The sequence below is a fragment of the Kumtagia ephedrae genome (assembly GCF_003012745.1).
In the GTDB taxonomy this organism is placed as follows: Bacteria; Pseudomonadota; Alphaproteobacteria; order Rhizobiales; family Rhizobiaceae; genus Kumtagia; species Kumtagia ephedrae.
In genome coordinates this window covers 1-953 of the sequence record NZ_PXYK01000073.1, presented here as the reverse complement: position 1 = coordinate 953, position 953 = coordinate 1, and the positions used below count along the sequence as shown (strand labels likewise).

The following is a 953-nucleotide window of genomic DNA, read 5'->3' as shown; positions in this document are numbered from 1 at the left end:
CGACGGCCGGCCGCTCGAGATCGTTGGTCACAAGCGTGATGGTGTCGCCCTCCTGGCGCTTCACGGTGATGCGGCGCAACGGCATCGGCAGGCTGGAATCGCCCTTGCTGGCAAGGCTGACCTCGGCATCGTCGAGAACGGTGAAGCCGTCGCCCCGGCGGCTCGTGAGGTGGCGCACGCAAAGCACCTTGAGCGCCATGTTGGACTTGGGCCGGGTGACGAAGACGGCCTGCGCGGCGGCGATCGCCGTCCACCAGCCGTAATGGCAGTAGCCCTTGTCGAACACATAGGTGGCGCCGCTCTCGATGCGGACGGTGCGGCCGATCCAGGCGTCGTTGACATTGGCGTCGGTGATGGCCAGCACGCGCGGACAATCGCTGTCGGGGTCATAGACGACATGCAGCTTCATGCCGCGGATGCGGCCGTTCGACCTGGCCCAGCCGCACAGCCTGCCGAGCGGGATGGGGGTGGAATCGATCAGCCGCAGCATGGCGGTGCCGTCACGGCGCGTCTGCCGGTCGAGCTGGCCGGCAAGCCAGGCGAAGGTCTCGGCAAAGACGGCGACGGGGCGGCGGCGGTTGGCATCCGACAGGGTCGAGCGCGACAGCGGCCCGCTGCCCAGATGATAGTGGTGCTGGCTGCTGGCGTTCCACCCCGCTTCCACGCCGCGAAGGCTGCCGGCACCGCTGAACTGGGCGTAGATCAGCGCCATCAGATGGTCCCAGCTCCTGAACCTCTTGTCGTAGGCATCGCCGTCGTGCTCATCCACAATCCTCTGGAAGCGGCGCCGATCGATCGGTTCAACCAGCCTGCCAAGAATGCTAGATGCAAAGCGCATGCCCCGTCCCTTTCTGAGTCTCGACAACCAGAAGGTAGACGGAAAATCCCCGTCTCTCGGGGCATGCGCCTGCGGCATTTCGATTCACCAATAACTTTCCCCGGACAGCCCTGCC

The 953-nt window shown here is 65.8% G+C and carries 1 protein-coding gene; it reads right to left on the bottom strand.

Annotation, left to right across the window (positions count from 1 at the left end; translation table 11 throughout):
• A partial coding sequence (locus tag C7I84_RS29300) for an IS4 family transposase (RefSeq protein ID WP_106775737.1) occupies positions 1-838 on the bottom strand: 838 nt, incomplete at its 3' end.
• Between the last annotated feature and the right edge of the window lie 115 nt (positions 839-953).